The organism is Consotaella aegiceratis, from assembly GCF_036541425.1.
GTDB lineage: Bacteria > Pseudomonadota > Alphaproteobacteria > Rhizobiales > Rhizobiaceae > Consotaella > Consotaella aegiceratis.
In genome coordinates, this window is record NZ_JAZHFT010000009.1 from 101,790 (window position 1) to 122,375 (window position 20,586).

Genomic DNA, 20,586 nt, shown 5'->3' on the forward strand with positions numbered 1-20,586 from the left:
TCGGTTCCCCACTTGAGCGCCGCAGAGTCGCCAAGGCACCGTGCGGTCATCGCCGGCCGCACGGTGCCTTATCCCTCCAGTTCGGTCCGCAACAGCTCGAGCTCGAGCCATTCGTCCTCGCAGGACTGGAGCGCCGCGCGCTTGGCATCCAGCTCCTGGCTCGCCGCCGCAAAACGTTTGGCGTCGCGGTTGAAGAAGGTGGGATCGCCCAGTTCGGCTTCGAGTTCGGTGATGGCCTTCTCCAACTCGGTGATCCTGCCGGGCAGGGTCTCCAGCGCATATTTCTGCTTGTAGGAGAGCTTGGTGTTGGTCGTCGAAGGTTTTTGCGCCCGGACTGGCGAGGACGACGGAACCGATGACGCGGAAACCGGCTTGGTGGCCTTTGCCGCGTCGCGGCGCTGCGCCTGCATGTCGGTATAGCCGCCGGCATATTCGATCCACCGTCCGCTGCCGTCCGGCGCGATGGTCGAGGTCACGGTGCGGTCGAGAAAGTCGCGATCGTGGCTGACCAGGAGCACGGTGCCCGGATAGTTGGCGATCAGCTCCTGCAGGAGGTCCAGTGTCTCCATGTCGAGATCGTTGGTCGGCTCGTCGAGCACCAGCAGGTTGGCGGGCGAGGCGAGCGTCTTGGCGATGAGCAGCCGCGCCCGCTCGCCGCCCGAGAGGTTGCCGACCGGCGTGCGGATCTGCTCCGGCTGGAACAGGAAGTCCTTGAGATAGCCCGCGACGTGGCGCGCCTCGCCGTTGACGATCACCTGGTCGCCGCGCCCGTCGGTCAGCGCCTCGGCGACCGACACCTCGTCCTTCAGCGCGGCGCGCTTCTGGTCGAGGAAGGCGAGCTCGACATTGGCGCCGATGCGCACCGTGCCCTCGTCGGGATCGAGCGCGCCGATCAGCATCTTCAGGAGCGTCGTCTTGCCGGCGCCGTTCGGTCCGACTAGGCCGACGCGATCGCCGCGCAGGATGCGCGTGGAGAAGCCCCTGATCAGCGTGCGCTCGCCATAGGCCTTGGCGAGGCCCTTGGCCTCGATCACCAGCTTGCCGGACTGCGCCGTCTCGCCGGCCGCCATCTCGACCGTGCCGACGGCGCGGCGCGCGTTGCGGCGTTCGGCGCGCATGGCGTTGAGCTCTCCCAGGCGCCGCTGGTTGCGGGTGCGCCGGGCGGTGACGCCGTAGCGCAGCCAGTGCTCCTCGCGCACGATTTTGCGGTCGAGCTTCTGGAGGTCGCGCTCCTCCTCCTCGAGCAGCTTGTCGCGCCACTCCTCGAAGGCCGAAAAGCCCTGGTCGAGACGGCGCGCGGTGCCGCGGTCGAGCCAGACCGTGGCGCCGGTGGTGTTGTCGAGGAAACGGCGGTCGTGGCTGATCACCACCAGCGCGCTCTTCAGGCCGCGGATCTCGTCCTCCAGCCACTCGATCGTCGGCAGGTCGAGATGGTTGGTCGGCTCGTCGAGGAGCAGGATGTCGGGCTCCGGCGCCAGCACGCGGGCCAGCGCCGCGCGGCGCGCCTCGCCGCCGGAGAGATCGCCGGTTCGCGCGTGCGGGTCGAGCCCCAGCGCCTCGATGGTGAAGGCGACCCGGTAGGGATCGTCGGCCGGGCCGAGCCCGCCGCCGACGTAGCTCTCCACCGTTTCCGCCGCACCGAAGTCCGGCTCCTGGGCGAGATAGCGGATCGTCGCCTGCGGCTGGCGAAACACCTCGCCGCCGTCCGGCTCGACCAGGCCGGCGGCGATCTTCAGGAGCGTCGACTTGCCGGAGCCGTTGCGGCCGACCAGCGCGATGCGATCGCCGGGGAGGACGTTGAGCTCGACGCCAGCCAGAAGAGGCGTGCCGCCGAAGGTGAGACGAACCGCGTCGAGGCGCAGCAGGGGAGGGGGTGCCATCGCGCCTATGTAGGGGAAACGGCGGTCAGATTGAAGCCGGCGTCGCACCCTCGGCTGCGGCGGTGCGCGCCGCCTCGTCCTCTTCCTCCTCCTCGTCGATGACGTGCTCGGCCTCGGCCAGCTCGCGGTCGAGGCGGGCCTGCTTTTCGGCGTGCGGGCTGGAGAAGCGCGCCAGCGCCAGATAGGCGACCGGCGTCAGGAACAGGGTGGCGATGGTGGCGAGACCCAGGCCGCCGACCATGACGTAGCCGAGCGCGATGCGCGCCTCGGCGCCGGCTCCGGCGGCGAGCACCAGCGGCAAGCCGCCGAGCACGGTGGAGATCATCGTCATCATCACCGGCCTCAGCCGGATCATCGAGGCCTGCTCGACCGCCTCGCGCACGCTGGCGCCGCGATCGCGCAGCTGGTTGGCGAACTCGACGATCAGGATGCCGTTCTTGGCCATGATGCCGACCAGCAGGACCAGGCCGATCTGGCTGTAGAGGTTGAGGCTCTGGCCGGTGAGCTGCAGCGCGAACACCGCGCAGGCGAGGCCGAAGGGCACCGTCGCCATGATGATGAAGGCGGAGACGAAGCTTTCGAACTGTGCGGCGAGCACGAGCAGGATGATGACCACGGCAAAGCCGAAGGTGACGGCGAGCCCGTTCGACGTCGCGTTGAGCGTCGCCGCCTCGGCGAGCGGCACCAGCCGCATGCCCGGCGGCAGCGTCTGCGCGGCGAACGCCTGGAGCTCCGTCCAGGCATCCTGGATCGCCGTGCCGGCCGGCAGGTCGGCCGACAGCGACACGGCGCGCGACTGGTTCTCGCGCGTCAGCGTCGGCGCGATGGCGCGCTCCTCGGTCGTCGCGATGGTCGACATCGGTACGATGCGCCCGTCGCTCGCCTTCAGGAAGATGTTGGCGAGATCGCCCGGATCGTTGATCGGGTCGCTGGTGGAGACGAGGCGGATCGGCACCGAATCGTCGTCGATATAGGTCGTGCCGATCTCTCGGCCGTCGAGCAGCGCCTGCATGGCGGTGGCGAGGCCGTCGATGGCGATGCCGAGGTCGGAGGCGCGCTCGCGGTCGATGACGATGGAAAGCTGCGGCTGGCTCGCGTCGTTGGACAGGCGCACGCTGCCCCAGCGACCGTCGGCCTCCATCGCCTCCTTCAGCTTTTCGGCCGCGGCCGAAATCTCGTCGTAGTTGGTGCCGGCGACGGCGAACTGCAGGCCGTTGCCGCCGCCGCGGATGCCGAGCGAGTTGGGCTGCATGGCGAAGGTGCGCACTCCGGGTACCTGGCCCATCTTGGTGTTGATCTCGGAGACGATCTCCTGCTGGCTGCGGGCCCGCACCTCCCAGTCGGCCAGCGTCAGCACCACGAAAGCGGAGTTCGAACTGCCGCCCATGCCGGAGATGGCGAAGATGCTGGTGGCTTCACCGCTGTCGACATAGGGCAGGAGAATCCGCTCCACCTTGCGCACCTGCATGTTGGTGTAGTCGAGGCTGGCGCTCTGCGGCGCGCTGATGCGCATCAGCGCGACCGCCCGATCCTCCGGCGGCGTCAGCTCGCGTGGCAGGGCCTGGAAGCCGATCCAGGCGACGAAGGCGACGATGCCGGCCACGATCACGACGAGCAGCGGAAAGGCAAGGCAAAAGCGGAGAATCCCGCCATAGATGTCGGCCAGTCGCCCGCCGGCCCATCCCATGCCGCGCGCGAACGGCCCCGGTTTGCGCTCGTGCTCGTGCTCCTTCAGGAGCTTGGAGGCGAGCATCGGGCACAGAGTCAGCGCGATGAAGGAGGAGATGGTGACGGCGATCGCCAGGACGAAACCGAATTCGCGGAACAGGCCGCCGGCCTGTCCCGGCAGGAAGGAGATCGGCACGAAGACGGCGGCGAGCGTCGCGGTGGTCGAGATCACCGCGAAAAACACCTCCCGAGTGCCGATCACGGCGGCCGCCTGCGGCTTGGCGCCCATGTTGCGGCGCCGGACGATGTTTTCGAGCACCACGATGGCGTCGTCCACCACCATGCCGGTCGCCAGCACGATCGCGAGCAGCGTCAGGATGTTGATCGAAAAGCCGGCGAGATAGATGAAGGCGACCACGCCGATCAGCGCGACCGGCATCGTGACTGCCGGGATCAGCGTCGCCCTTACGTTCAGCAGGAAGACGTAGATGATGACGACGACGATGATCACCGCCAGGATCAGCGAGCGCACGACCTCGCTGATCGCCCCGTTGATGAAAGTCGCGTCGTCGCTGGTCACCTGTACGTTGACGCCGTCCGGCAGGCTTTGATTGAGTTCGGCCACGGCGGCGCGCACACCCTCGGAGATGTCGAGCGTCGATGAGCCGGCCTGGCGCACGATGCCGAGGCCGATGCCGGTCTTGCCGTTGACCCGAAGTTGCGAGGCCGCCTCGTCGGGGCCGAAGCGCACACTGGCGACGTCGCCCAGCCGGGTGCGCGCATTGAGGGCGATCGCCTCGAAATCGGCCGGTTCGGTGACATAGGCATTGGCCCGCACCACCAGATCCTGGGTCGGCGAGGCGAGCGAGCCCGCCGGCACGTCCATCGCCACCGTCGACAGGGCATCCGAGACGTCGGCGAGGGTCAGTCCGCGCGTCGCCAGCCGATCCGGGTCGATGTCGACATAGATCAGCTTTTCGCGGTCGCCGTAGACCTGGACGTCGGCCACCCCCTCCACCGCAGCGAGGCGGTCTGTGATCCGGTCGTCGACCAGGGTCGTCAGGTCCTCGACCCGCATGTCGGGCGCGAACACCGCCAGGCGCATGATGGCGTCGGCGTCGGCGTCGGCCTTGACGATGCGCGGTTCTTCGGCGCCGTCGGGAAGCTGGTTGCGCACCCGACCGACGGCGTCGCGAATGTCGCTCGCCGCAACGTTGAGGTCGGTCGAATCGGTGAATTCGGCCGTGACGCGGCTGTCGCCGAAGCGCGATCGCGAAGAAATCGACGAGATCCCGGTGACGCGGGCGACGGCGCTCTCGATGACGCTCGTGACCTGGCGGTCGATGGCTTCCGGTGCGGCGCCGTCGAGATCGGTCGAAATCGAGATAACGGGCCGATCCACATTGGGCAGCTCGCGTACTTCCACGGCATTCAGCGCCGCCAGGCCCGCCACGACGATCAGCATGTTGACCACGATGGTCAGCACCGGCCTGCGGATGAACAGGCTCGTGAAGGCAGTCAGCGCCGAGGGCTTCGAATGGCTGCTCATCGAGCGGCCGCAGCCGGGTGTCCGCTGCTGGGTCGGCGGCCGGCTGCCGGCGTGTCGCCGAAGGAGGCGGGCACAGCGGCATGGGCGCTGGATATGATGGCGGCGCGGCGGCCGTCGTCGGCGGACGAGGCCTCGGCAGGAGACGAGCCGGCCTCTGCCGGTGGAGAGGCATCAGTGGGAGCCTCTCCCGGCGCGGTGTGCTGGACGGTGACCTTGGCGCCGGGCCGGATCGACTGCTGGCCCTCGATGACCACGAGATCGCCGAGGGCAATCTCGTCGGCCGAAATCAGCACCCGGTCGACGTTGCGTTCAATGATGCGGACCGGTGATTTGACGGGTTCGTCTCCAGCGATCTTCCAGATGAACGGCCCGGCCCGCTCCCACTGGATCGCCAGCGGGTCGACGGACAGATAGTCGGCGCCGGGAAACAGCAGCGTCAGCGCGAACGACATGCCGGGGCGCAACTCGTCATTGGGATTGTCGATGGTCGCCTGAACCCGCATGGTGCGGCTTGCCTGGTCGAGGCGACTGTCGATGGCACTCACCTCGCCGTGGTAGACCGAGGCCGGGTTGGCGACGCTGACGGCCTGGACCTCCTGGCCGATCGCGAGCCCGGGCACGAACCCCTCGGGCACGTAGAAGACGACCTTTAGCTTGGAGCGGTCGTCGATCGTGGCAATCAGCGTCTGGCTGCTCACCAGATCACCCGTATCGATGTCGGCAATACCGACCCGGCCAGCGATGGGCGCGCGGACGCTGCGCTTCTCCAGCGCGATTTCCGCCGCGCGTAGATCGAGCTTGGCGTTTTCCAGTTCGCGTTCGACGTCGGCCACCTCGACGGTCGTGGTGGCGCGGCTCGCTTCCAGCCGGCGGTAGCGCGTCAGCTTGCCCTCGGCGGCATCGACGGCGATCCGTGCCCGATCGAGCGCCAACGCCTCGGTGTCGTTTTCCAGGGAGGCGAGGATGTCTCCTGCTTCCACCTCGTCACCCGACGAGAACAGAACCTCCCGCACGAACCCGCTGACGTCGGGATAGACGGAAACCGACCGTTGCGCCTCGCCGGATCCGATCGCCCGCAAGCGATTGCGCGTCGTGGCCTGCGTCACCTGGTCGACGACGACAAGGACGGGACCACCGCCGCCGAAGCGACCACCGCCGCCAGAGCCTCGCGGAGCACGGGACGCGGTCTTTTCGCTGCCGGCGTCCGAGGGTCGGGATGCCTGTTCGGGCTCGTCGTCAGGAGAAATCGAGGCGATCAGATCACGTAGCGCCGACGGCAGGCCGGGATTGTGATCGAGAATGTATTGTCCAGGTCGAGCGTCGAGACGCAGCCAGATCGCGCCAGCGATCAAAAGCACCACGAAGGTGACGGCGAGTTGCTTCACAAAAGCCATAGGTGCTCATCTGATCGGGCCTCCGCGCGAGGGGCCGGAGGCTGCACTCTATCCAAGATCAGTCTGCAAAAGTGTATTAATTTGTACGCTCGTCAGAGTGCCCCGAAAAGATGGCTTAAAATACGGAAAAGGCCCGCCGAAGCGGGCCTTTTCGCAAAGTTTTGACCGGTTAAGCGCAGTATTATTTGGTCGTGGTGGTCGACTGCTCGCCAGCCGACTGGACCCGCATGCTGTCGCGGCTCTCGGCGTAGGTATCCTGGTTGTACTCCGGCGCGTTCTCGAGCTGATCCTCGGTGAACTGCGTGTAGAGATACAGCGAGCCGCTGTCGTCGCGCATGAACTGGATGTTGTCCATGGCGAGGGCAACCGGCTTCGCACCGATGCCGAGGAAGCCGCCAACATCGACGATGATCGCGTCGACCCCGCCTTCGGCCGTCAGAGCGATATCGCCGACCGAACCGATGCTTTCGTCATTGGGACCGTAGACCGTGGTGCCCATCAGATCGTCGGCGGACAGCTGCGATCCGGTGACCGGGCTCAGCGAAGGCTGCATGGAGCCGCCCGTCGAGGCGGTGTCCATCTCGGCATTGTCGTCAGTAGCCGGAACGGCTGCAACCTCGGTGCCGGCGGCGTTGGTGCTGTCGGCGGCGTTGCCCGTCGCCGTGCCAGCCGGAGCGGCGGCCATCTGCTGATCATCCGTCGAGCCGGCTGCATTGTCCGCAGGCGCGGCGGCCATCTGCTGGTCGTCGGTCTGAGCCGTTCCCGCCGCGTTGTCGGCCGGAGCGGCAGCCATCTGCTGGTCGTTGGTGTCGGTCGTCTCGGTGTCCGCGGGAGCGGTCGCCGCCACATCCTGGTTCTGCAGATCCTGATCGGCGCCGGTATCGTCCGAGGCCATCATGTCGCCGTTGTCCGGACGCGAGGAATCGAACTCCGGCGCGGCCTCGAGGTCTTCCTTGCTGGCCTGAAGGACAGCGGTCACCTCATTGTCCTCGTTGCGCGAGAAGTCGAACTGGCCAAACGGCACCGCGACGTCCTTCTCACCGATGCCCAGGAAGCCGCCGACGCCCAGGACCGCAGCGTCCACCTTGCCGGAGGAAGCGACCACGAGGTCATTGATGTCACCGATCGAATCGGCATCCTCGGACGGGCCCGAATGCACGTCCGTACCGATCACGTTCTTGCTCAACCACTGATTCGAGCCGACGGTCGCCGGATATTCGTCGTTGGAGGCCATTTCGGTTTCGGTGCCGGTCTCAGCCGCGGTGTCCGAGCTGCCGGTGGCAGCGGCCATATCGGTCGACGTGCCCTCGGCGGCAGTGTCGTCGGAGGCCGGGGCCGCCGCCATGTCGGTGGAGGTGTTCGCGCCGGACGCATCGGTGGCCGGAGCCGGCGCCGCAGCCATGTCGGTGCCCGTACCGGCGGTGCCCATGCCCGTGCCGGCCGTGCCCGTGGCCGTCTGCTGCTCCATCGCAGCCTGCTGCTCGGGCGTGGTGAACGCCGGAGCCTGCTTCAGATCATCGGCGCTGGCGCTCAGAACGGCGCGCACGTCGTTGTCTTCGTCGAGGCTCCACGAAATCTGATCGAACGGAATGGCGATCACCCGGGACTCGTCGCCGAGAGCGTCGTCCGTCTGCACGATGGCGGCGACGACCTGACCCTGGTCATCGAGGAGAAGGTTCTGGATCTCACCGGCGCTCTCGGCGTCCTCGGCGTCGCTCATATAGAGCGTCTGATCGCTCAGATTGCTGGCGAGATACTGGTCCTGCGACAGGTTCTGGAGATAGTCACCACTCATCGCAGCCTGTTGCTGATCAGCCTGCATGGTACCCTGAGCGCCTGCTGCGGGCGCAGCGGCAACCGGCTCCTGTTTCTGGGTGGTGTTGGATGTTGCGTCCTGCGCAAAGGCACCCGTTGCGATGACGGTGGCCATAGCAGTCGTGGCCATAAGCGTACGGATCATAGTCCAAATTCCCTTGTTGTTCGTTCTCGCCGTGCGAAACGCAGACGGCAAATAGTGGCTTCGGGGTGTTTAACTCCCATTCGGCGCGATCGGTTCCGAGTAACGAGGCGGCTTCGCCAAATCATTCCGGTTCCGTCGGTCACTCACGCCCGACAAGGGAGGCGACGAATTCGCGAGCTAGGCAAAGACCAACATGCCGAAAACCAGCATCAGCAGCAGTCCCACGAGCACAATGAAGATCAGAATCTTGGCGAGATTGGCTGAGGCGCTCGCCACGCCGCCGAACCCGAGCAGGCTGGCGATGGCCGCGACGATGAGCAAAATGACGATCCACTTGATCAAGGTTAGATCTCCTTCGTTGACGCAAGAACTGCCGCCGGCAGCGGCCTCGGCTTTGCTTCAACGGCAAGGCTGCGGGCTGGTTCCTCGGCATATGTCCGTCCGCATGCGACCGATCGACCGTTAGCCGCACCGTTAAGGCGACCTTTCCTTGACGCCGCGCGCCATAGATTATCCGGGGCACGGTCCGCCGATCCACAATCGAGAGCCTTCATGCAGATTCACGTTATCCTCAATCGCCACGGCGGAACCCTCAAGACGACGGATCTCGATTGGCTGGCGGATTTCGTCAAAGCCGAATTCGCGCTCCATGGCCACGAGGTGAGCGTCGAGGTTCTCGACGGCGCCGCGCTGGCCGAGGCGATCGAGGCCGCCGCACGGCGCGAAGCCGTCGACGTGCTGATCGTCGGCGGCGGCGACGGAACGGTTTCCTCGGCAGCCGCAGCTCTGGAAGGGCGGCGAACGGCGCTCGGAATTCTGCCTGCGGGGACGATGAATCTGTTCGCCCGGTCGCTGCAGATCCCGCTGGACCTGAATGCCGCCGTGGCCGCGCTGGCGGCCGGCCGAGTGGTCGACGTCGATATCGGCATGGCCAACGGCCAGCCCTTCGTTCATCAGTTCGCCGTGGGACTGCACGCGCGTCTGGTGCGGATCCGCGAGCGGATCAACTACGGCTCGCGGTACGGCAAGATTCTCGCCTCGATCCGCGCGACCTTGATGGTCCTGCAGAGGCTTCCGGCCATCGAACTGGAGATCGAAATCGATGGTGTGTCGCAGCGGATCAAGACCCCGGCGGTCGCGGTCTCGAATAACCTTTACGGCGACGGCCACATGCCGTTTGCCGACAATCCGCAAGGCGGGGCGCTCGGCGTCTATATCTGCAAGTCGCGCAATCCGCCGACGGTCGCCAAGCTCGCCATGGACATTCTCCTCGGCACTTGGCGGCGCAACCCGGCGCTGGAGGTCCATACCGCCCAGAGCGTGACGGTTCATTTTTCCGGCCGGACCCGACACAAGCGGGCGGTGCTCGATGGCGAACTCTGCGATCTCGAGCCGCGCACGGTGGTGAAGACGCTGCCGCGCCAGCTTCGCGTCCTGGTCCCTTCTGACGCGGATTACCACGCCCCGGTTCCCCCGACGGCGGAAGAGCCGCCGTCTAAGGGCTGATTCTTGCCTGGGCGCTAGGCGGCAATCGTCGGCATAGCGAAGCGGCCACCGGTGCCGATGACTGGGACAGGCTGCGGCGGCCGGCGCCGGTCAGCTGCCTAGGTCGTCTTTCGAGGGGTCGCCCTCCAAGGCGAAGGGATCGGCGTTGTCGTAGGCGTGGCCTCCTTCGGCCACCAGCGCCAACGCCTCGCGGATCTGCAATTCGAGCAGGCTCAACTCGCTGTCTTCGATGTGAGGTTCGCGCTGCTCGGCGGCGACGCGCGCCATCGCTTCGAGCCTCGCGCGACGGTCGGCCGGCGCGACGCCGGGTTCGGCGACTGCGGCGCGAACATGCTCTTCGGTCAGCGGGCGATCGATGTTCAGAGGGTCGATCGCCATCTGCGGCGCGACAGCACCCCCAGGGCGCTCGCCAGTTTCTTTGTTTGCCATTGAAGCTCCTTCCTATGCCGCTTCGGGCCGCATCGCCCGACCAGCCCTTTTTAGTTCGCCGTTTCGGGCGCGGCGCCCGGTGTTTCGCGAGATTCCGCGGGCGTCACCTCTGTCTCGCCATCGCTGCTCGTGGCGGCCGGTGCGGTGTCGGCGTCCGACGTCACGCCTGTGCCCAAATCCTCGTCCGGCATGACCCAGCCATAGATGCCCATGCCGATGAAGCCCAGCGCCATCAGCGCCAATGCGACGACCAGGATGATGAGGATCGGCGTTCCCTTTTTGCCCTGGCGGGCTTCTTCTGGATTGAGCCGTGACATGGTGAATCCTCTCGTATCGATTTGGTGCAAGCCCAAAGGCTCGGCTCAGGACAGCAACCGCTCGATCCGGTCCATCGGTTGATTGGTGAGCGTCTTCGGCACTTCGGCCTGAAGAACGGCCTGCACTTCCTTGTGCATATCCTTGCGCAACGCCCCGAGAACCTGCGGCGGCGCGACGATGACGAGCTTTTCGAAGCGCTTGGCGTGCACCATCTTGTAGAGGATGCCCGCCAGATCCTTGGCGAAGCGTTCCTTTTCGATCAGATGCCAGTCCGTCTCCTCCACCGCCGAGCGGTGCGGGCCGCCCGAATCGCCTAGGCGGCCGGGCCGATCCGCGGCCTGGTCCCGCGCCGGAGGATTTTCATGCACCTCAATGGCGCGGACCCGAAAGTCGGGTTTGTTGCGATGACCGGCATTTTCGACGAACAGGGCCTTTTCGCCATCGGCGATCAGAACCCAGGTCTTGTGGTCGACATTGATCATGGCGATCCCCGCCGCTCGAAGGCGGCGCCTCCCTGCGATGTCCTAAGACAACGCGGGTTCGCCCATCGAGTTGCGACCTAGGATTGGCGCCGATTCCTCAACAGCCGATACGCCGCGAATGCCCCCGCGGCTGCGGCCGGGACCAAGATCAACCCCTTGCGGTTTCTAGCGGCTCCCGCTGCGCGCGATGCCGTCGACAAGGCAGCGACACCCGCAAGCGAATTGAGATCGCGTTGCAGCCGTCCGGCGTTTTCACGCCGCGCTCGGCGGCGCGTCACCAACACGAAGATATAGGTGATGAGGATCAATACTAGCCAGCCGCCCGCGAAGCCCAGCGCAGCCCAGAGCGGCCCGTATTCGGACGCGACCCAGAGGTAGAGCGCGAGCACCAGGAAGAAGACCATGCCCAACGCGAACAGCGCCAGCATCGCGTAGAGAATGGCAAGGCGCTTCAGGCGCGCCACGTAGGCGCGGAGCTCGCCGATGGCGAGGCCGGTCAGAACCTGGGTGATCATGCTTAGCGTCGAAAAAGCCGAGCGTAGAGGTAACCGGCGGCAGCGGCGATCAGAACGCTCTTGATCGGCTCCGCCCGAACGCGCTCGCTAATCTGCTCTTCGAGTTCGGACGCCGCATCCTGAGCCTGGCGCACGTACCGCTCGCCACGCTGGCGAACGTCGTCGCGCAATGCATAAGCCTGCCGTTTGGCGTCCTCGGCGCGCTCGCCGGCCAGGCTCCGGAGCGCGTCGGCGACGCCCGCGACGTCTTCCCGCAGACGCGCGACCTGAGCCTCGAGACGATCGTCCGCAGCAGCCGAACTGCCGCCGGCCGGCGTGGAACCGAGATCGTGCGAAATGGGATCGGATGGCATGGAAAACCCCCTTGATACTGGAAACACTTTGCCGGGCGGCTCCACCCGCTACAAGCGCCATGTGGATGTCATCGGCGGAAACGTGATTATTCCCTTACCGGTTCCGAACGGCGTTCAAGCGGCAGGTGCGACGCCGATGATCTGCGAAGAGACCGAGTCGGGGCCATATTCGCCGTCGCCCTCGAGATTCAACAGGTCCGCCAAACGCGTGCGAGCGCGCGAAACGCGGCTCTTGATGGTTCCCACGGCGCAATCGCAGATCACCGCTGCTTCCTCGTAAGAAAAGCCGGACGCTCCAATCAGAATCAGGGCTTCGCGCTGGTCGTCGGGAAGCTGGTCGAGCGCCTTTCGGAAATCCTGCAGGTCCAAATGCCCCTGCTGCTCCGGATGCCCGGCGAGCTGCATGGCATGGATGCCGTCGACATCCTGCACCTCGCGACCCTTTTTACGCATCTGGGTGTAGAACTCGTTGCGCAGGATCGTGAAAAGCCAAGCCTTGAGGTTGGTCCCGGGCTGGAACGTGTGCTGCTTGTCCCAAGCCTTGACAAGCGTCTCTTGAACGAGGTCGTCCGCCCGGTCGAACGAACCGGCCAGCGACGCCGCGAAGGCGCGCAGATTCGGGATGATAGAAATCAGTTCCCGACGGAAATCGGTCGCTTCATCGGTCATGACGACTCCTCTCAGCTGGAACGCTTCGAGGCCAGTTCGGCGGCATCCAAGGCATCGAGAAGTGTCAGAAAACGGTCCGGAATCGGTTCGCTCGCGACATCCTCGTAGTACGCCTTGAGCCTACGGCCGATGGCGGTATTGGGTCCCAATTCGAGAGGCTCTGAACCTCGTTCAGCAGGCGCCATCTGCAAGGCCTCTTCCTCACGTTCTCGGTCGTCCATTCGCCTTCCCGCCAACTCCCCGCCGGCCGCGATACGCGGCGTCTCTTTGTGCCAAGCGCCGGACACGTCGTTTGTATGCAGTACATGTGAAGGCATTTGCGATCCGCAACCCCTTTAGGGATATCAACTCAAAACAGCAGCGCGGTCTCGCCTCTTCGCTGAGCACGCCTATGTTAATCACCCATCCGGTGCGAAGGTTCCGTGTGTCTGGAACTTTATCGTCGCCGTGCCATTTCAACCGGTTGAGTCGTGCTGCGCCAGCGCGACGCCATTTGTCGTTGTCGACACGAGGGGAATATTCATGTCGATGTCATCACGCATAGCGCCGCATATCCCTTACCTGCGGCGTTATGCCCGTGCTCTCACCGGATCTCAGGCGAGTGGGGATGCCTATGTCGCCGCCGTTCTCGAGGCGCTTATCGCCGATCCCAGTTTGTTCGACTCCGAGCAGAATCCGCGCATCTCTCTCTATCAGCTGTTCTCCTCCCTGTGGCAGTCGCTCGACGTCAACATTCGCGAAGATGCTCCGATCTCCGCATGGGAAGAGCGTACCTCGCGCAATCTGAAGGCGATCGCGCCGTTGCCGCGCCAGGCATTTCTGTTGGTCGCGGTCGAGGGATTCACCACGGCCGAGGCGGCGTCGATCCTGGAAGTCGACGACGGCGAATTTTCCACGCTGATCGATCAGGCGAGCGCCGACATCGGCCGGCAGATGTCCACGAGCATCATGATCATCGAGGACGAGCCGCTGATCGCGATGGACATCGAGCAGATGGTGGAAAGTCTCGGTCATACCGTCACCGGTATCGCGCGCACCCAGAAAGAGGCCCTGCAGCTGTTCGAGGCGCAGCAGCCCGGCATGGTGCTGGCCGATATCCAGCTGGCGGACGGCAGCTCGGGCATCGATGCGGTCAACGACATTCTGGCGCAGGTGTCGGTTCCGGTGATCTTCATCACCGCGTTTCCGGAGCGGCTGCTCACCGGCGAACGCCCGGAGCCGACCTTTCTCGTCACCAAGCCCTTCAATCCGGACATGGTGAAGGCGCTGATCAGTCAGGCTCTGTTCTTCAATTCCCACAACAAGGCGGCGGCCTAGCGGCCGATCGCCAATGACGCGCATCGATCGCGGGTCGCCTGACGGCCCGTGGTCACCAAAGGCCATCGCGGCGAGGCCACAGACTTATAGATTTGTGTTGTCTTTCAGGAACTTTGGTCGAAGCCTCTCGTTCTTTGCAAGTTCATTGCTGAACTCGCTTCTCAGGTTCTCTGAGGGGGAGAGCACCCGGTCTGTATGGGCCGGGGTCATCTTGCAAAATCGGATAGGTACGGAGCGGATACCGCACCGGATCTTTGACCGCGATAACGCAGAAGTGTACGCCTGATGTATCCTCGATTGCGAGCGTTTGTATGGTTGCGCGGAAGACCCTGAAGGCGCTCGCCAACACTGACTTGGCGGTGTTTGCCCAGGATCTCGACCTGCATTACAGCTGGGTGTTCAATCCGGGCGACTCGTGGCTTCCGGGCGACGTCGTCGGGAAATCCGACACCGATTTGCTGAGTTCGTCGGCCGCCGAGAAGGCGATTCTGGTGAAGGAAGAAGTGCTTCGCGGCCAGCGCCCGGCGCGCTTCGAACTGGCGATCACGGTGGGATCCTCATTGCGATGGTTCGACATTCGCGTCGATGTGGATCGTAACGATTCCGGCGAAGTTCTCGGGCTCATCGGCACGTCGATGGAGATCACCGAGCAGAAGCGCCGCGAGGAGACGCTGAAGACACTGCTTCGCGAACTCTCGCATCGCTCCAAGAACCTTCTGGCCATCATCCAGAGCCTGGCGAGCCAGACCGCGCGTCATGCGGTCACCGTTCCGGAATTCCTGGTGCGGTTTCGCGGCCGCATCCAGTCTTTGTCGTCTTCGCAGGACATCGTCACCGATGCCGATTGGCGGGGTGCCGATCTGGTCAGTCTCGTCACCATGCAGGTGGAGCGCTACGCTCCGGACGGCATGCAACAGATCGAATTCGAAGGCCCGGCTGTCTATCTGTCGCCGACGGCCTCCCTGCATGTCGGGCTCGCCCTGCACGAATTGGCGGTCAACGCGGCATCCTATGGTTCGCTATCGGTTCCCGGCGGCCGCGTGCGCATCCGCGCCGAGTTCACCGAGACGGGAGACGATCGGGTGCTCGATCTGACCTGGGTCGAGATGAACGGTCCACGGGTGAAGGGCGACCGGGATGCCCGGTTCGGCACCTCCACGTTGGAGCGGATCGTGCCCAACGCCGTGGGAGGTGAGGCGCGGCTCGAATATCTGCCGGAAGGCATTCGGTATAAGCTGCTCATTCCCGAGACCCAGTTCGAACTGATCGACGTGCCGCCTTCGCAGCGAAACTGAGCGAGACGGTCGACCGTACCGATAAGCCAAATACGGCCGAGCCAGCTTCAAGTATCGATACCGTCCTGGTTCGCTGTGCCGGCCAATGTCGACCGGGTTCTTTGCGGTCTCTTGCTTGGCGGTTGCCACCCAGAAAAGAAGCAACGTTGGCAATCGGATGGAACGATTCCTGCTCCAGAATCTTTCTTGCAGTAACAAGAGAGGTTTCCAATGGAACAGTTTGCTGCATTCATGCTGCTTGTCGGTTGCTCCGGCAATGGCGCCGTTTGCACGGAAATTCCGGTTCCGGTCGTCGCGTACGAATCCGTCGAAACGTGCCAGGCTGATCTGCCCGTCCAGATCCGCATGAGCGGCTCGGATGCCGACCACATCTACGGCGCCTGCAAGGCGGTCGATCCCGAAGTTTTCCAGCAGTCGGCAACGGTGGAATGGGAGATCAGTCGCGACGGTCACCTGATGGTCAGTGTCGAGAGCGAGCCTCAGATTGTCGCTTCGCGGTGAGTCGACGCCGGCGGTTTTAATGGCAAAACACCGCTGGTCGAATGGATGGAACGCTCCATCTGCTTATGCGTTCACCGCATCGGGGACGAAATATCAGTAGAGAGAGGCTTCTCGGATGAAGAGATTGATGATCGTCGGGTGCGCTGCCCTGACCCTTGGTTTCGCAGGCTGCACCGCTGAGGATCGTGCGACCGGAACGGGAGCCCTGGTGGGCGGAGCGGCTGGCGCGGCGATCGGTGCTGGCGTATCCGGCAATCCGACTGAAGGCGCTTTGATCGGTGGCGCGATTGGCGCAGCAGGCGGCGCGATCGCAGGAAACATGATCGGCCGCTCTCAGAGCGGTGATTGCATCTATCGCGATCCGCGGACGGGTCAGCGCTACGTTGCCGAATGCCCCTGAATCAGGGAGCATAGCAGACAGATTCGCACCGTCGGCCATGCGCCGGCGGTGTTTTTGTTTGAACAGGCGATAGATAACCACGTATGAGAAGCGCGTTTCGATATGGCCGCCGACAGGTGGCGAGTTTCATCCGGTCCCGGTCGCTGCATGTCGCCGCTGCGGTATCGATAGCCTCGCTGCCCTTGTCGGCGTGCCAGAACGGCGAATTGCCGACGGTGTTCGGTGCGGTGTTCGGGCTCCAAGGCGCCAAAGCCGTCGGCTATCGGGAGGGAGAAATCCCGGAAAAAGGCGTCGCTCCAGGCGATCGTCTGATCGGCGAGGCCGCCGACGATCCTGGCCTCTGCATCTACCGCGATGCCGCCGGCGGTCGGTTTCGAGCAGCCTGCCCGGACGGGTATGAAGGCCCTTAACTGTCGCCAATCCTTTCCCAGGCTGAAGCGCGGTCGCTTCTTCAGCCTCGCGTGGCCGCGCTAGGGCCGGTCGGCGCTGGACGCCTGTTCCGCCCGTCCCACCAAGTCGACGATGAATGCTCGATAGTCAGACGACTCGCGGGCCGGTCGGTCGAACTCGATGCGCTCCAGACGGTCGCCGAGCATCATTTCGAAGCCGCGCGGATCGAGTGTGGCCAACCTCCAGCCACGATCCCCCGAACGCAGGAAATGCCCCGCGAGCGTATCGATGGCGTCGCGATGGTCGCTGTTCATATGGTCGATGACGCGCGGCTCGGCGGCGAGAAGCTCCGGCGTGACCGGTTCGCAAAGATCCGCCGGCGTCAGCGCGAAGGCGCGGGCAAAGCCTCCGTTGAGGCGAGCGCGTTCGACCTCGATCCGAACCAGATCGAAGTCGCCGAAATCGATATAGGTCGCCGATTTGGGATGGCGCGCCAGGAACCGCCGGCGCAGCCTCTCGCGAACGTCCGTGCCGCGCTCGATGAACTGCGCGTGCCCCGTGACCATCAGACGCGGATGGGCGAGCGGATCGCCCTTGCCGGGCTCGCCGAACAGGAACGAGCAGCGGGGATCGGCCGCGAGCGCCCCGCTGTGAGGCGCGAGCTTGGAGACGAGAATGAGGGGCGCGCCGGTCTCGTCGCTCGCCACCGCGGTCCGGCTTGCCAGCGGGTAGCCGGTTTCCGCCTCGATGGTGGCGAGGGCGGCGTGGCGCGCGGTGCGCAGCAGAACGCGCGCCAGCAAGCGGGCGTCCTCGTCGATGGCGAGCAGCACATCCTTGGGTTCATCTGTCATGGGGCGTCTCCTCGTGGTCGGTCGTCCCGACCCTACGCCAAAGCATGCGCCTGCAAAAACCCTGGAACTGGCATAATGGATGATAGCGTCGTCAAAGACCCTATCGTCTCTATCGTCTATCGGCATCTGGATGCGAAGACCGAAAGGCCATATTGCGGACGATGAGAAAGCCGGTCGCCTGGCGGCCGGATGAAGCAGGAGAGTTGCCGTGCCTGAGAGCTCACACGATCAGATCCTGAAAACCTTGCAGACCATGGAGGCGCCTGATGGCGCCGGTGATGTCGTGTCGCGGGGCATGGTGTCCGAGATCTTCGTCGCCGACGGCAAGGCCTTCTTCTCTCTCACCGTCCCCGCGGCTGCGGCCGATCTGTTCGAACCGTTCTGCCGGCAGGCGGAGCGGCGTATTGCCGAGCTGGACGGCATCACGTCGGCCATCGTCGCGCTGACCGCCGAACGGGCCGCCGGCGACCCGCCGCCTCCGGTCCAGTCCCAGCAGCCGCCCGCGGGTCGGGCGCGGCCGCCGCGCGCCAAGCCGGGCATCCCCGGCGTGCAGTCCATCGTCGCCGTGGCGTCCGGCAAGGGCGGTGTCGGCAAATCGACCACCGCGGTCAATCTCGCCCTCGGCTTTGCCAAGCTCGGCATGAAGGTCGGCATCCTCGATGCCGACGTCTACGGCCCGTCGATCCCCCGGCTTCTCGGCCTGCAAGGCCGGCCCGAAGCGGACGGCGAGATGTTGGCTCCCCGCGAGGCCTACGGCCTCAAGGCCATGTCGATCGGCCTGCTCGTCGACGAGGATACGGCGATGATCTGGCGCGGTCCGATGGTCATGTCGGCGCTTACTCAGATGCTGCGCGAAGTCGCCTGGGGCAATCTCGACATGCTGGTCGTCGATATGCCGCCGGGCACCGGCGATGCGCAGCTGACCATGGCCCAGCAGGTGCCGCTCACCGGCGCCGTCATCGTGTCCACCCCGCAGGATCTGGCGCTTCTCGACGCGCGCAAGGGCATCTCGATGTTCCGCAAGGTCGACGTGCCGGTGCTGGGGGTGATCGAGAACATGAGCTACTTCCTCTGCCCCTCCTGCGGCACTCGGTCCGATATTTTCGGCCATGGCGGCGCGGAGGCGGAGGCGAGGCGGCTCGGCGTCCCCTTCCTCGGCGAGGTGCCGCTGCACATGACGATCCGCGAAAACTCCGATGCCGGACGCCCGGTTGTGGCGGTGGAGCCGGACGGCCCCCACGCGGCCATCTACCGTCAGATCGCGGGCAAGGTGGCGGAGGAGATCGGTCGACGCGACGTTAACCGCGTCAGTGAGCCGCGGATCGTCTTCGAATAATTCGGCACACTTTGCGCTTGCATGGGGGCGGCAAATTATGTGGGATGCCGCTTCCTGAGGGCAGGAGTGCCCTCACGAACGCTCAGGGGAGATGTTCCAATATGAAAACAATGATGAAGTTCCTGGCGGCGACGGCGCTGACCGTGGCGCTCGGATCGACCGCTTCGGCCAAGACGCTGGTCTATTGCTCCGAGGGCTCGCCCGAGGGCTTCGATCCGGCGCTTTATACCGCCGGCACGACGTTCGACGCAGCTTCGCGCACCGCCTACAACCGCCTTGTCGAGTTCAAGCACGGATCGACCGAAATCGAGCCGGGCTTGGCCGAGTCGTGGGAGGTCTCGGAAGACGGCACCGAATACACCTTTAAGCTGCGCTCTGGCGCCAAGTTCCAGACCACCGACTTCTTCACGCCGACGCGCGATCTTACCGCCGACGACGTGATCTTCTCCTTCGAGCGGCAGCTGAGCAGCGACAACCCTTGGAACAGCTACGTCGCCGGCGGCTCGTGGGAGTATTCCGACGGCATGGGCTTTCCGGACCTGATCAAGTCGATCGAGAAGGTCGACGATCTGACTGTCAAGTTCGTGCTGAACCGTCCGGAAGCGCCGTTCCTGGCCGACCTCGCCATGGACTTCGCCTCGATCATGTCGAAGGAATACGCCGACAAGCTCGAGGCCGACGGCCAGATGGACCTCTTGAACCAGCAGCCGCTGGGAACCGGGCCGTTCCAGTTCGTCGCCTACCAGCCGGACGCGGTCATCCGCTACAAGGCCAACCCCGACTACTGGGCCGGCAAGCAGCCGATCGACGATCTCGTCTTCGCCATCACCACCGACGCCTCGGTGCGGCTGCAGAAGCTGCAGGCCAACGAGTGCCAGATCTTCCCCTATCCGAATGCCGCCGACGTCGAGGCGATGAAGAGCAATTCCGATCTGACCGTGATGGAGCAGAACGGGCTCAACGTCGCCTATCTCGCCTACAACACGACCCAGGCGCCCTTCGACAAGCCCGAGGTTCGCAAGGCCCTCAACATGGCGATCAACAAGCAGGCGATCGTCGATGCGGTCTTCCAGGGCGCGGCGAGCGTCGCCAAGAACCCGATCCCGCCGACGATGTGGTCCTATAACGACGCCGTCGAGGACGATGCCTACGATCCCGACGCGGCCAAGAAGATGCTCGAGGACGCCGGCGTCACGGATCTCTCGATGAAGCTGTGGGCCATGCCGGTGAGCCGTCCCTACATGCTCAACGCACGCCGCGCCGCCGAGCTGATGCAGGCCGACCTGGAAAAGGTCGGCGTGACCGCCGAGATCGTCTCCTACGAATGGGCCGAATATCTCGAGCGTTCGAAGGACAAGGACCGCGACGGTGCCGTGATGCTCGGCTGGACCGGCGACAACGGTGACCCGGACAACTTCCTCGACACGCTGCTCGGCTGCGACGCGGTCGGCGGTAACAACCGCGCCCAGTGGTGCAACGAGGAGTTCGACAAGCTGGTCTCGCAGGCCAAGGAGGTATCCGGCCAGGCCGAGCGCGCCAAGCTCTATGAGCAGGCCCAGGTGATCTTCAAGGAAGAGGCGCCCTGGAACACGATCGACCACTCGGTGGTGTTCATGCCGATGCGCACGACGGTGAAGAATTTCGTCCAGGATCCGCTGGGCTACCACCGCTTCGACGGCGTCGACATCGAGGAATGACCGTTGCAGCGACGCTGCATCGAAAAGGCTTGGGGAGGGGTGGACCTAGCGGTCCGCCCCTCTTTCGCATTATCGG

Annotated in this window: 21 protein-coding genes; 8 read left to right on the top strand and 13 right to left on the bottom strand. The window is 64.9% G+C overall.

Going from position 1 to position 20,586, the window contains the following annotated elements:
• Window positions 1-68: 68 nt before the first annotated feature.
• The 5 genes from SMD10_RS08840 to SMD10_RS08860 all read right to left on the bottom strand — a co-directional run bounded on the left by SMD10_RS08840 (window position 69) and on the right by SMD10_RS08860 (window position 8,793).
• Complete coding sequence (locus tag SMD10_RS08840; protein ID WP_331685313.1) at window positions 69-1,880, bottom strand: ABC-F family ATP-binding cassette domain-containing protein; 1,812 nt, start codon at window positions 1,878-1,880, stop codon at window positions 69-71.
• Between the two features lie 25 nt (window positions 1,881-1,905).
• On the bottom strand, window positions 1,906-5,097 hold the full coding sequence (locus tag SMD10_RS08845; RefSeq protein WP_331685314.1) for an efflux RND transporter permease subunit: 3,192 nt from the start codon (window positions 5,095-5,097) through the stop codon (window positions 1,906-1,908).
• On the bottom strand, window positions 5,094-6,491 hold the full coding sequence (locus SMD10_RS08850; protein ID WP_331685315.1) for an efflux RND transporter periplasmic adaptor subunit: 1,398 nt from the start codon (window positions 6,489-6,491) through the stop codon (window positions 5,094-5,096). The genes SMD10_RS08845 and SMD10_RS08850 overlap by 4 nt, the downstream gene beginning before the upstream one ends.
• Before the next feature lie 181 nt (window positions 6,492-6,672).
• Window positions 6,673-8,451 carry a PRC-barrel domain-containing protein gene (locus SMD10_RS08855; RefSeq protein WP_331685316.1) on the bottom strand — a complete coding sequence of 593 codons (1,779 nt, stop codon included), beginning with the start codon at window positions 8,449-8,451 and terminating at the stop codon, window positions 6,673-6,675.
• Window positions 8,452-8,628: 177 nt separating this feature from the next.
• The gene (locus SMD10_RS08860; protein WP_331685317.1) at window positions 8,629-8,793 is read right to left on the bottom strand and encodes a DUF1328 domain-containing protein; all 165 of its coding nucleotides are present in this window, start codon (window positions 8,791-8,793) and stop codon (window positions 8,629-8,631) included.
• A 210-nt stretch (window positions 8,794-9,003) separates the two neighbouring features.
• On the opposite strand from SMD10_RS08860, the gene SMD10_RS08865 reads away from it, so the two are divergent.
• Window positions 9,004-9,957, top strand: coding sequence for a diacylglycerol/lipid kinase family protein (locus tag SMD10_RS08865; protein WP_331685318.1), 954 nt, complete (start codon window positions 9,004-9,006; stop codon window positions 9,955-9,957).
• A gap of 90 nt (window positions 9,958-10,047) precedes the next feature.
• Here SMD10_RS08865 and SMD10_RS08870 read toward each other — a convergent pair whose 3' ends face one another.
• The 7 genes from SMD10_RS08870 to SMD10_RS08900 form a co-directional block, all read right to left on the bottom strand.
• A complete protein-coding gene (locus SMD10_RS08870; protein ID WP_331685319.1) occupies window positions 10,048-10,386 on the bottom strand; it encodes a hypothetical protein in 339 nt (112 codons plus the stop codon).
• Window positions 10,387-10,436: 50 nt separating this feature from the next.
• Window positions 10,437-10,703, bottom strand: a complete 267-nt coding sequence (locus SMD10_RS08875) for a hypothetical protein (RefSeq protein ID WP_331685320.1) — start codon at window positions 10,701-10,703, stop codon at window positions 10,437-10,439.
• A gap of 45 nt (window positions 10,704-10,748) precedes the next feature.
• Entirely contained in the window at window positions 10,749-11,186 is a 438-nt protein-coding gene (locus tag SMD10_RS08880; RefSeq protein ID WP_331685321.1) for a host attachment family protein, read from the bottom strand.
• Window positions 11,187-11,263: 77 nt separating this feature from the next.
• Window positions 11,264-11,701: a phage holin family protein gene (locus SMD10_RS08885; protein WP_331685322.1), complete on the bottom strand. Its 438-nt coding sequence runs from the start codon at window positions 11,699-11,701 to the stop codon at window positions 11,264-11,266.
• A gap of 2 nt (window positions 11,702-11,703) precedes the next feature.
• Window positions 11,704-12,054, bottom strand: coding sequence for an ElaB/YgaM/YqjD family protein (locus tag SMD10_RS08890; protein WP_331685323.1), 351 nt, complete (start codon window positions 12,052-12,054; stop codon window positions 11,704-11,706).
• A 114-nt stretch (window positions 12,055-12,168) separates the two neighbouring features.
• Window positions 12,169-12,723 carry a sigma-70 family RNA polymerase sigma factor gene (locus tag SMD10_RS08895; RefSeq protein ID WP_331685324.1) on the bottom strand — a complete coding sequence of 185 codons (555 nt, stop codon included), beginning with the start codon at window positions 12,721-12,723 and terminating at the stop codon, window positions 12,169-12,171.
• Between the two features lie 11 nt (window positions 12,724-12,734).
• Window positions 12,735-12,944 carry a NepR family anti-sigma factor gene (locus SMD10_RS08900; RefSeq protein ID WP_331685325.1) on the bottom strand — a complete coding sequence of 70 codons (210 nt, stop codon included), beginning with the start codon at window positions 12,942-12,944 and terminating at the stop codon, window positions 12,735-12,737.
• A gap of 301 nt (window positions 12,945-13,245) precedes the next feature.
• On the opposite strand from SMD10_RS08900, the gene SMD10_RS08905 reads away from it, so the two are divergent.
• The 5 genes from SMD10_RS08905 (at window position 13,246) to SMD10_RS08925 (ending at window position 16,646) form a co-directional block, all read left to right on the top strand.
• Window positions 13,246-14,040: a response regulator gene (locus SMD10_RS08905; protein ID WP_331685326.1), complete on the top strand. Its 795-nt coding sequence runs from the start codon at window positions 13,246-13,248 to the stop codon at window positions 14,038-14,040.
• 311 nt (window positions 14,041-14,351) lie between these two features.
• Window positions 14,352-15,335, top strand: a complete 984-nt coding sequence (locus SMD10_RS08910) for an HWE histidine kinase domain-containing protein (RefSeq protein ID WP_331685327.1) — start codon at window positions 14,352-14,354, stop codon at window positions 15,333-15,335.
• A 210-nt stretch (window positions 15,336-15,545) separates the two neighbouring features.
• The gene (locus SMD10_RS08915; RefSeq protein ID WP_331685328.1) at window positions 15,546-15,836 is read left to right on the top strand and encodes a hypothetical protein; all 291 of its coding nucleotides are present in this window, start codon (window positions 15,546-15,548) and stop codon (window positions 15,834-15,836) included.
• 127 nt (window positions 15,837-15,963) lie between these two features.
• Window positions 15,964-16,236 (top strand): YMGG-like glycine zipper-containing protein, encoded by a 273-nt coding sequence (locus tag SMD10_RS08920; protein WP_331685352.1) that lies wholly within the window; start codon window positions 15,964-15,966, stop codon window positions 16,234-16,236.
• Window positions 16,237-16,352: 116 nt separating this feature from the next.
• Window positions 16,353-16,646, top strand: coding sequence for a hypothetical protein (locus SMD10_RS08925; RefSeq protein WP_331685329.1), 294 nt, complete (start codon window positions 16,353-16,355; stop codon window positions 16,644-16,646).
• Window positions 16,647-16,706: 60 nt separating this feature from the next.
• Here SMD10_RS08925 and SMD10_RS08930 read toward each other — a convergent pair whose 3' ends face one another.
• Window positions 16,707-17,477: a HugZ family pyridoxamine 5'-phosphate oxidase gene (locus SMD10_RS08930; protein WP_331685330.1), complete on the bottom strand. Its 771-nt coding sequence runs from the start codon at window positions 17,475-17,477 to the stop codon at window positions 16,707-16,709.
• 208 nt (window positions 17,478-17,685) lie between these two features.
• Between SMD10_RS08930 and apbC the strand changes: the two genes are divergently transcribed.
• Window positions 17,686-18,813, top strand: a complete 1,128-nt coding sequence (apbC, locus tag SMD10_RS08935) for an iron-sulfur cluster carrier protein ApbC (RefSeq protein WP_331685331.1) — start codon at window positions 17,686-17,688, stop codon at window positions 18,811-18,813.
• A gap of 101 nt (window positions 18,814-18,914) precedes the next feature.
• Entirely contained in the window at window positions 18,915-20,510 is a 1,596-nt protein-coding gene (locus SMD10_RS08940; protein ID WP_331685332.1) for an ABC transporter substrate-binding protein, read from the top strand.
• Window positions 20,511-20,586 lie beyond the last annotated feature (76 nt).

Bases quoted from the DNA above. Each gene is read 5' to 3' on its own strand.
- SMD10_RS08850 (WP_331685315.1), bottom strand. From the start codon at position 6,491: ATGGCTTTTGTGAAGCAACTCGCCGTCACCTTCGTGGTGCTTTTGATC.
- SMD10_RS08915 (WP_331685328.1), top strand. From the start codon at position 15,546: ATGGAACAGTTTGCTGCATTCATGCTGCTTGTCGGTTGCTCCGGCAAT.
- SMD10_RS08905 (WP_331685326.1), top strand. From the start codon at position 13,246: ATGTCGATGTCATCACGCATAGCGCCGCATATCCCTTACCTGCGGCGT.
- SMD10_RS08880 (WP_331685321.1), bottom strand. From the start codon at position 11,186: ATGATCAATGTCGACCACAAGACCTGGGTTCTGATCGCCGATGGCGAA.
- SMD10_RS08895 (WP_331685324.1), bottom strand. From the start codon at position 12,723: ATGACCGATGAAGCGACCGATTTCCGTCGGGAACTGATTTCTATCATC.
- SMD10_RS08875 (WP_331685320.1), bottom strand. From the start codon at position 10,703: ATGTCACGGCTCAATCCAGAAGAAGCCCGCCAGGGCAAAAAGGGAACG.
- SMD10_RS08865 (WP_331685318.1), top strand. From the start codon at position 9,004: ATGCAGATTCACGTTATCCTCAATCGCCACGGCGGAACCCTCAAGACG.
- SMD10_RS08885 (WP_331685322.1), bottom strand. From the start codon at position 11,701: ATGATCACCCAGGTTCTGACCGGCCTCGCCATCGGCGAGCTCCGCGCC.
- SMD10_RS08890 (WP_331685323.1), bottom strand. From the start codon at position 12,054: ATGCCATCCGATCCCATTTCGCACGATCTCGGTTCCACGCCGGCCGGC.
- SMD10_RS08855 (WP_331685316.1), bottom strand. From the start codon at position 8,451: ATGATCCGTACGCTTATGGCCACGACTGCTATGGCCACCGTCATCGCA.
- SMD10_RS08845 (WP_331685314.1), bottom strand. From the start codon at position 5,097: ATGAGCAGCCATTCGAAGCCCTCGGCGCTGACTGCCTTCACGAGCCTG.
- SMD10_RS08910 (WP_331685327.1), top strand. From the start codon at position 14,352: ATGGTTGCGCGGAAGACCCTGAAGGCGCTCGCCAACACTGACTTGGCG.
- SMD10_RS08930 (WP_331685330.1), bottom strand. From the start codon at position 17,477: ATGACAGATGAACCCAAGGATGTGCTGCTCGCCATCGACGAGGACGCC.
- SMD10_RS08870 (WP_331685319.1), bottom strand. From the start codon at position 10,386: ATGGCAAACAAAGAAACTGGCGAGCGCCCTGGGGGTGCTGTCGCGCCG.
- SMD10_RS08940 (WP_331685332.1), top strand. From the start codon at position 18,915: ATGAAAACAATGATGAAGTTCCTGGCGGCGACGGCGCTGACCGTGGCG.
- SMD10_RS08900 (WP_331685325.1), bottom strand. From the start codon at position 12,944: ATGGACGACCGAGAACGTGAGGAAGAGGCCTTGCAGATGGCGCCTGCT.
- SMD10_RS08920 (WP_331685352.1), top strand. From the start codon at position 15,964: ATGATCGTCGGGTGCGCTGCCCTGACCCTTGGTTTCGCAGGCTGCACC.
- SMD10_RS08840 (WP_331685313.1), bottom strand. From the start codon at position 1,880: ATGGCACCCCCTCCCCTGCTGCGCCTCGACGCGGTTCGTCTCACCTTC.